At 27.2% G+C, this 8,306-nt stretch carries 7 protein-coding genes; 3 read left to right on the top strand and 4 right to left on the bottom strand.

Translation table 11 applies throughout. The annotated features are described in order from the left end of the window. Nucleotides 1–171: 171 nt before the first annotated feature. Nucleotides 172–810, bottom strand: a complete 639-nt coding sequence (locus Q0G30_RS13385; RefSeq protein ID WP_294391021.1) for a nitroreductase family protein — start codon at nucleotides 808–810, stop codon at nucleotides 172–174. Nucleotides 811–1,110: 300 nt separating this feature from the next. Here Q0G30_RS13385 and Q0G30_RS13380 point away from each other — a divergent pair, with 300 nt between their 5' ends. After that, nucleotides 1,111–2,265 carry an Mbeg1-like protein gene (locus Q0G30_RS13380; RefSeq protein ID WP_294130016.1) on the top strand — a complete coding sequence of 385 codons (1,155 nt, stop codon included), beginning with the start codon at nucleotides 1,111–1,113 and terminating at the stop codon, nucleotides 2,263–2,265. 80 nt (nucleotides 2,266–2,345) lie between these two features. Here the strand turns inward: Q0G30_RS13380 and Q0G30_RS13375 are convergent, their stop codons facing one another. Then, on the bottom strand, nucleotides 2,346–2,642 hold the full coding sequence (locus Q0G30_RS13375; protein WP_294130014.1) for a hypothetical protein: 297 nt from the start codon (nucleotides 2,640–2,642) through the stop codon (nucleotides 2,346–2,348). 161 nt (nucleotides 2,643–2,803) lie between these two features. Further along, a complete protein-coding gene (locus Q0G30_RS13370; protein ID WP_294130012.1) occupies nucleotides 2,804–3,733 on the bottom strand; it encodes a hypothetical protein in 930 nt (309 codons plus the stop codon). Nucleotides 3,734–3,946: 213 nt separating this feature from the next. Between Q0G30_RS13370 and feoB the strand changes: the two genes are divergently transcribed. Next, on the top strand, nucleotides 3,947–6,310 hold the full coding sequence (gene feoB, locus Q0G30_RS13365; protein ID WP_294391018.1) for a ferrous iron transport protein B: 2,364 nt from the start codon (nucleotides 3,947–3,949) through the stop codon (nucleotides 6,308–6,310). A gap of 177 nt (nucleotides 6,311–6,487) precedes the next feature. Here feoB and Q0G30_RS13360 read toward each other — a convergent pair whose 3' ends face one another. After that, the gene (locus tag Q0G30_RS13360; RefSeq protein WP_294391015.1) at nucleotides 6,488–7,372 is read right to left on the bottom strand and encodes a LysR family transcriptional regulator; all 885 of its coding nucleotides are present in this window, start codon (nucleotides 7,370–7,372) and stop codon (nucleotides 6,488–6,490) included. Between the two features lie 487 nt (nucleotides 7,373–7,859). On the opposite strand from Q0G30_RS13360, the gene Q0G30_RS13355 reads away from it, so the two are divergent. Beyond that, nucleotides 7,860–8,306: 4Fe-4S binding protein (locus tag Q0G30_RS13355; RefSeq protein ID WP_294391013.1), on the top strand; the 447-nt coding region annotated here is incomplete at its 3' end.

The following is an 8,306-nucleotide window of genomic DNA, read 5'->3' as shown; positions in this document are numbered from 1 at the left end:
TGCTATAATAAGTGCTATAATAAAGCAGCTGCAAAACTAACTTTTGCAACTGCTTTATTTTTATTATAAAATCCTATATCCATTTTATGGGTGTTCCCCGGAGGTTCATCCATTTTATGGATGCACCTCCGGGGAACGCCCATTTTTTTACAGAAACTTTATGCTGATAATTTAATCAATAAAAGTAACTACCTCATCTAAAGGCTTACGTGGTGGTGAGTTTGGTGTATCTTCTTCTGCAACTCCAAGAGAAATCATTGCCATTAACTTATATTCATCTTTTTCAAAATTAATAAGCTCTTCAATTTCACTCTTAGAATGAGTTGGTCCTGTCATATAACAAGTTCCATAACCAAGTTCTGTTGCTGCTAACAAGAAGTTTTCTATGGCTGCTCCTACTCCTTGGGCTGCAGAATTAGGGAATCTTAATTCATTTATTACCTCTTCACTAGCATTATTATCTCTAAGTATTGTTTCCTCTATCATATAATACTCTTTTGAATATACTACAACTAATACAGGTGCATTTTTAAAGCATGTATAATACGGTAATAAAGTCATCATTAACTTTCTTTGTTTTTCTACCTTTGCCATTTCTGCTAAGTTAGTATGATTCTTTTCTACTATATCACCTATCTTATTTATTAATTCACTATTTTGAATTACAACAAAATGCCATGTTTGTTGATTTTTTGGAGATGGTGCATGTATTGCAGCATCAAGCATTTTTATAATATCTTCTCTTGGCACTTCATTATCTTTAAATTTTCTAACACTTTTTCTATTATAAATAAACTCTAAATTTTTCATCTGTTACCTTCCTTAAAGCTCCTCTTATTATTACAAAGCTATTTTTATTTTCTTCTTTTAACTATATCTATATTTGCTATATCTATACTTACTATATCTATACCTGTTATATTTATAATTTTCTTTCTTTTCTAATGTTATCTTCACAATTCTCCCTCATTTCTTATTAAAAATTTCAGATATAAATATGTACAAGATTAATTATATACTAATTTAATGTATCTTTCTTATTATTTGAGAGAAAACAATAATTAATAAGATTTTTATTTTATATAATATATTTTATAATTGGAGTTTACTATGGAAAATATCATTAATTATGCAGAAAAAGAACTTGCTACTTTAAACGAAAAAGAATTTAATGCTGTAGATTCATTAATACTATCCCAAATTAGCAATATACTACTTGATAACTTAGTTGGATCCATAAATTCAAATAGAGAACCTGTAAAATTTAAAGATTTATTAAAATCAGAATTATTTTCTAAAATGTTTGATAAAGTTCCTTATCATCAACCTACTAAACAATTACTTTTTTATCTTGCTGCAAGTCCTAGATTTAGAGATATACGAATTAATTATCATATTTCAAAAACTGATTCTAGTTCAGAAAAACAATTTTCTGCAACAACATTTATTTTAAATAATACATATGCATATGTAGCATTTCGAGGAACAGATTATAGTCTTATAGGTTGGAAAGAAGACTTTAATATGGCATTTACTAAAGCTATTCCTTCTCAAATAGAAGGAGTTCAATATTTAAATACAATTGCAAAATTAATTCCTCATAGCCTTTATGTTGGAGGTCATTCTAAGGGTGGAAATATTGCTGTTTATGCATCTATGAACTGTAATTATAGAGTTTCTCCTCGTATAATAAAGATATTCAGCCATGATGGTCCTGGATTTAGAGAAGAAATAATAAAAAGTGATTCCTTTTCTAAAATAAAAGATAAAATACATAAAACTTTACCTCATGCCTCCTTTATAGGAATGCTTCTTGAAAATCATGAAGATTATCATGTAGTAAAAAGCAATAAATTTGGTGGCTTAAGGCAGCACAATCCCTTTTCCTGGGAAATAATGAATTCTGATTTTATTTATTTAAAAAAAATTTCTCATAGTTCTCAATATACTAATGAAACTTTACATAATTGGTTAAGCAATCTATCTAATGAAGAACGTAAGTTATTTATAGAAACCTTATTTAACATTTTAGAATCTACAAATATTAAAAATTTCATTGAAATATTTCAGAATTGGAAAAAAAGTATTCCTATTATTTTAGATTCAATAAAAAATATGGATGATGAAGTAAAATCCACGATTATTGAGTTAATTAAAGAGCTTTCAGTACTTTACATTAAAACTCTTACTCATACTAATAAAAAGGATATATCCTCCCCTAATAAGAATTTCATATCAAATTTATCAAATAAAGAAAAAAATTAAGAGGATACTATATGCATCCCCTTAATTTTTGTATAAATTTTATATTATTTATGTTATATATTACATCTATAATTTGTATATTATTCCACTTTAGTTTTATAGGCTTCCACCATTACAAATATAGCTGTTAAAATATGCATTATCATACCAACAAAAGGTATCCATCCAATAGCATTACCTACTATCCCCAAAATACTTCCTGCAACAGGTAAATCCTCATTCTTTGAAAGTACTAAATTAACAATATGAAATACTAACATAATTGCTAATGGAGTCCATACTAATCCTATTATTATGCTTGCTCCTAACACTGGAATTCCAAGTAAAGCTTCAAGTCCCCCCGCAACCCATTTAGTAACTCTAACAGTGCTTTTCATATAATCTCCTTAAATACATTATTTAATAATTTATTATATTCATATATATTCAATTAAATTCTAATACCTTTATATAATTTGAAATGTACATAGCAAATTTAATATAAGAAAAAGAGCCATAGAAAATATTCTATAAGACTCTCTTTTTTCACATTATTTTATTAATCTTCTTTAAACATAGAAACTATACATTCATCAATAACTTTAGTTGAATCACCATCTATCATATAAAAAGTGCCCTTAAGATTTACTAATTGTTGTATACTATTCTCAAAAACCATCTTATCATAAACTCTAGATTTTGCTGAAATACTACAACTAAAACTTGGTACTGTTATAATTCCATCTACAGATACATCCTTACTTTCAATTATAACATCTTTATCTAACTTATTTTCAATACATAAATTTAAACTTATTTCATCTTCTTCATTACGACTTATTCTGATAAAATAAATTTTCATTTTATCTGTATTTACTATTATATCTCCATCAACATCACTATCAACATCATCTTCAATGACTGCAGTAGCTTCCTCTTTAGAAATCTTCTCAACAGCTACCTCTTCATTATTAGAAGTTTCCTCTATGACTTCTTCAATTTCTTCTACTACTACTGGCTTAATTCCAGTAAAATCTTCAATAGCTTTATCATCCATAAGAATTTCTTTCACCTTAGCTAATTCACCATTACATACTTTATAACAAAAATTAAGATTATCTCTTACTTCCTCATTTTCTGAATATAAATCAAGAGAATTATTGAAAAGTACTACTAATGCGTCTAAGGAATAGGAAAAATTATTATTTTCCTTTTTTGTATCTTTTACAGTAGTATATTCATTATTATAATACTCATCTAATGATTTTCCTAAATCTAATAATACTGATTCTAATTCTTCTCTTACTTTATTAATAATAGTTATTTCTGTACCATCATTACTATATTTATCTAATAAATTATCCTCAATAGTATATCTTGATGCTAAATCAATTATTTCCCCTAATAAATCTCCAGTTTGGCTAAAACATTCTTCTACTTTAGGTTCTTTTTTACCTTTATTTTTATTAAAAATATCAAATAATCCCATTTTAATAGTGCTCCTTTTATGTTATTTACTTTATTTCCTATTAAGATTATATCAACCTTACCATATGCTCTTACTAAAATTATAGCAATATTTTTATCTGTAGGAAAGTTAATTGTTTACTTTCATTATTATTTTAAATTTTTAGCAAGTTATTTATATATTATGAATAAATATTGTAGTAATAAAGCAATAAAAAAGGATGGTGGATTTTAAATGACCTTAGATGAATTAGAAGTAGGAAAAAGTGCAACAATTGTAAGTGTAGGTGGTACCGGTGCATTAAGAAACCACTTTTTGGACATGGGTCTTACCCCTAATACACAAGTCACCCTTATTAAAGTTGCTCCTATGGGTGATCCAATTGAATTATGTGTACGTGGATATGAACTTACACTAAGAATTGCTGATGCTGCAAAAATAGAAATTAAAGATGTTACTGATAAAAAATATGTTAAAAATTACAAAGAAAGAATCAATGATATACCCCATCCACAAGTAGGAGAAATGGGGATTTATCATGTTCATAAAAAGGGGAATGAATTATCTGCTGGTTCTCCTTTAACCTTTGGATTAATTGGTAATCAAAATTGTGGAAAAACCACACTATTTAATCAATTAACAGGTAGCAATCAACATGTTGGAAACTTTCCTGGTGTAACAGTAGATAGAAAAGATGGAGTAATTAAAAATCATCCTGAGGCTACAGTTACAGATCTTCCTGGAATATACTCTCTTTCACCATATACTAATGAAGAAATAGTAACTAGAGATTTTATTATTGATTCTAATCCTAGAGGAATAATAAATATTGTTGATGCAACTAATATTGAGCGTAATTTATATTTAACAATGCAACTTATAGAAATGGACCTACCTATAGTTCTTGCACTAAATATGATGGATGAAGTTCAAGAAAATGGTGGAACTATTAAAGTTAATTTACTAGAAGAATTATTAGGTATTCCTGTTGTACCTATATCAGCTTCTAAAAATATGGGAATTGATGAACTTATTGAACATGCTATTCACGTTGCTAGATTTGATGAGTGCCCTGGAAGATTAGATTTTTGTGATGAAAATGCTTCTGATGAGCAAGCTGCCATTCACAGATGTATTCATGCAATACTTCATTTAATTGAAGATCATGCTAATAATGCAAAAATTCCAGCAAGATTCGCAGCTACAAAATTAGTTGAAGGTGATTCTATTATTTTAAATAAACTAAAATTAGATGAAAATGAAAAGGAAATGCTAGAACATATTATAATAGAAATGGAAAATGAAACTGGCAAAGACAGACAAGCTGCTCTTGCTGATATGAGATTTACTTTTATCACTAATGTCTGTAATAATACAGTTATAAAACCATTAGAAAGTAAATCACATATACGTAGTGTAAAAATTGATAATATACTTACTGGAAAATATACTGCTATTCCTTCTTTTGTAGCTATTATGGCTCTTGTATTTTGGCTAACCTTTAATGTTATTGGTGCTACATTATCAGACTGGTTATCAATAGGAATATCTTGGTTTACAGACATTTGTGATAAGGGCTTAACTGCTTATGGTATTAATCCAATAGTAAAATCCCTAGTAATTGACGGTATTTTCGGTGGTGTTGGAAGTGTACTTAGCTTTTTACCTATCATAGTAGTATTATTTTTCTTCTTATCTGTATTAGAAGATAGTGGATATATGGCAAGAATTGCTTTTGTTATGGATAAGCTACTTAGGAAAATTGGGCTTTCTGGTAGAAGTTTTGTTCCTCTTTTAATTGGTTTTGGTTGCTCTGTTCCTGCAATTATGTCAACTAGAACACTTTCTTCAGAAAGAGATCGTAAAATGACAATGTTATTAATTCCTTTTATGAGTTGTTCAGCTAAACTACCAATTTATGCATTATTTACTGCTGCCTTTTTCCCAAAACATCCTGCATTAGTTATGGTAATTTTATATTTTTCTGGAATTATTGTTGGAATATTATTTTCTTTACTTTTAAAAAATAGTACCTTTAAAGGTAAGCCAATACCTTTTGTAATGGAATTACCTAATTATAGATTTCCTAGTCCTAAAAGTGTTTGGCAATTAATTTGGAACAAAGCTAAAGACTTTATAACAAGGGCATTTACTATTATCTTTGTAGCAACTATTATTATCTGGTTTATGCAAACATTTGATACAAGACTTAATGTGGTAAGTGATTCTAAATTTAGTTTATTAGCTATACTAGGCGGTTTAATATCTCCTTTATTTACTCCATTAGGCTTTGGCGATTGGAGAATATCAACAGCCTTAATTACTGGATTTACTGCTAAGGAAAGTGTAGTAAGTACATTAACTGTATTATTAGGTGGAAATACATCTGCACTCTCTACCTTATTTACACCTTTTACTGCATTTGTCTTTTTAATATTTACACTATTATATACTCCTTGTGTTGCTGCAATAGCCTGCATAAAAAGAGAACTTGGTTCTAGAAAAGCTGCACTATGCATAGTTCTAATGCAATGTGGTATAGCTTGGATTGTAGCATTTATAATTCATACTGTAGGAGCACTACTTGGATTTGCTTAAATATTTGTATAGTAGCCAACTTTTCTTTATAAAAATAATGGACTGTGTTTTAAAAACTACAGTCCATTATTTTTATTATAATTTATTATTTTTAATTCTTTCTGCTAATTCTTTAACCTTTACTCATATCAATATTTAGTCAACATTTTATATTATAATACAATTATCAACCAAAACTTACCATTGATTTATATTTTCTATAATATATTGTTTAAATTCTTCCGCAATCTTTGATATATAAGCTTCTTTGTTCCATCCCATATAAATCTTCTTATACCCAATATCGTCCTTTATTTTTATTTTAGAAATTTTATTTGTATTAATCATAGGTGTATTTACAACTACTGAAATACCAGCTCCTGCAGAAACTAAGCCTGCAAGCATACTAGCTTCAGTTGGCTCCACTGATATTTTAGGTGTATAACCTATAAGTTCGGCATAAGATATTTTCTTTTCATTACCTTTTGCATTATAAGCTATAAAATTTTCTTCCTTTAAATCTTTTAAATATACCTCTTCTTTATTAGCTAAATAATGATTTTTAGGAACTATTAATACATATTCTTCTTTTTTTACTAGAGAAGTCTCTATTTCAGGATAATCCTCAATACTTTTTATATCATCAAAAAATCCCAGATCTATTTTTTCATACTTTAAATCTTTTAATATCTCATCTGTACTTTGATTATTAAAGTTAAACTTTGTTTGCATATGAGTATTTAAAAAATTACTTATTAAAAAAGGAATTACTGTGGCGCCTATGCAATAGGTAGATGATACTGAAATAACTCTATCATTATTTTTTTTCATATCTTGTATTTTTTCTATTCCTCTTTCAATATCACTAAGTGCAGATTCAGCATACCTTAAAAATACCTCTCCATATTTAGTTATTTTTATATTACGTCCTTCTCTTTCAAAAAGTGGAACATTTAACTCCTCTTCTAACTTTGAAATTGCCTTGCTTAATGCAGGTTGACTTACTAACAAAATATTTGATGCTGAAGTAAAATTTTTTGTTTCTGCTATTACTTTAAAATATTCTAATTGTTGCAAATTCATATTTTATCTCCTGTTAATAAATTTTTATAAGCAAAATCACAAACTAAATCTATAACTTTTAGTTATATACGTATAAATACTTTGAATTATACATTGCTGTTTTAACAATGATATAATCACATCATCAATTGATATCTAGTTATTAATTAATATACAAATTATAAATTTTTTATATATAAATGTCAAAAATATTAGAGATAATACCTTTAATAAACTAATAAACAAAACATAACTAAAGATATTCAGCTAGAGACTACTAAAAATATAGTTTAATTTAAAAATATAATAAAAAAGTATATTTATGCTATAGAAAATCCCTTTAAAAAATATAAGAATTAAATTAATAGAAAAGGGTCAATCTAATAATGAATTAAAATTTTAGGTTTATGATGTTTTAAAGTTTAATAAAGAGTTTACTTATATTACATCTTATATTTATAAATAAATTTAAAGCTGATTTATATTAAAAATTAAGGAGTGTATCTAAATGTTTAAAGTAGATAGAGAAAAGTGTATTGCATGTAAACAATGTATAAAAGATTGTCCTGTACGTGTTATTTCTTTAGAGGAAGGAAAGGCGTATATACATAATGAAGGATGTATTAAATGTGGACACTGTATTGCAATCTGTCCTGTAGAAGCTGTTTCAACTGATGATTATGATATGTCTGAAGTAAAACCTTATGATAAGGAAACATTTGCTATAGAATCTGAAAATCTTTTAAATTTTATTAAATTTAGAAGAAGTGTTAGACGTTTTAAAGATATGCCTGTAGAAAAAGAAAAGCTTAAACAAATTATTGAAGCTGGAAGATTTACTCAAACTTCAACTAATTCTCAAGATGTTTCTTATACTGTAGTTACAGATAAATTACCATTACTTAGGGTGATACTTATCCTGGCAAATTGTATGAGTTTGCAAATGCCAGCAATA

This window comes from uncultured Clostridium sp., assembly GCF_934754925.1.
Lineage (GTDB): Bacteria > Bacillota > Clostridia > Clostridiales > Clostridiaceae > Clostridium.
The sequence above is the reverse complement of the archived record's forward strand: the minus strand, read 5'-3'. Positions and strand labels throughout refer to the sequence as shown.

What these genes read in the sequence shown, in the direction of transcription:
- Q0G30_RS13370 (WP_294130012.1), bottom strand. Translation starts at nt 3,733, where the DNA reads ATGGGATTATTTGATATTTTTAATAAAAATAAAGGTAAAAAAGAACCT.
- Q0G30_RS13385 (WP_294391021.1), bottom strand. Translation starts at nt 810, where the DNA reads ATGAAAAATTTAGAGTTTATTTATAATAGAAAAAGTGTTAGAAAATTT.
- feoB (WP_294391018.1), top strand. Translation starts at nt 3,947, where the DNA reads ATGACCTTAGATGAATTAGAAGTAGGAAAAAGTGCAACAATTGTAAGT.
- Q0G30_RS13380 (WP_294130016.1), top strand. Translation starts at nt 1,111, where the DNA reads ATGGAAAATATCATTAATTATGCAGAAAAAGAACTTGCTACTTTAAAC.
- Q0G30_RS13360 (WP_294391015.1), bottom strand. Translation starts at nt 7,372, where the DNA reads ATGAATTTGCAACAATTAGAATATTTTAAAGTAATAGCAGAAACAAAA.
- Q0G30_RS13375 (WP_294130014.1), bottom strand. Translation starts at nt 2,642, where the DNA reads ATGAAAAGCACTGTTAGAGTTACTAAATGGGTTGCGGGGGGACTTGAA.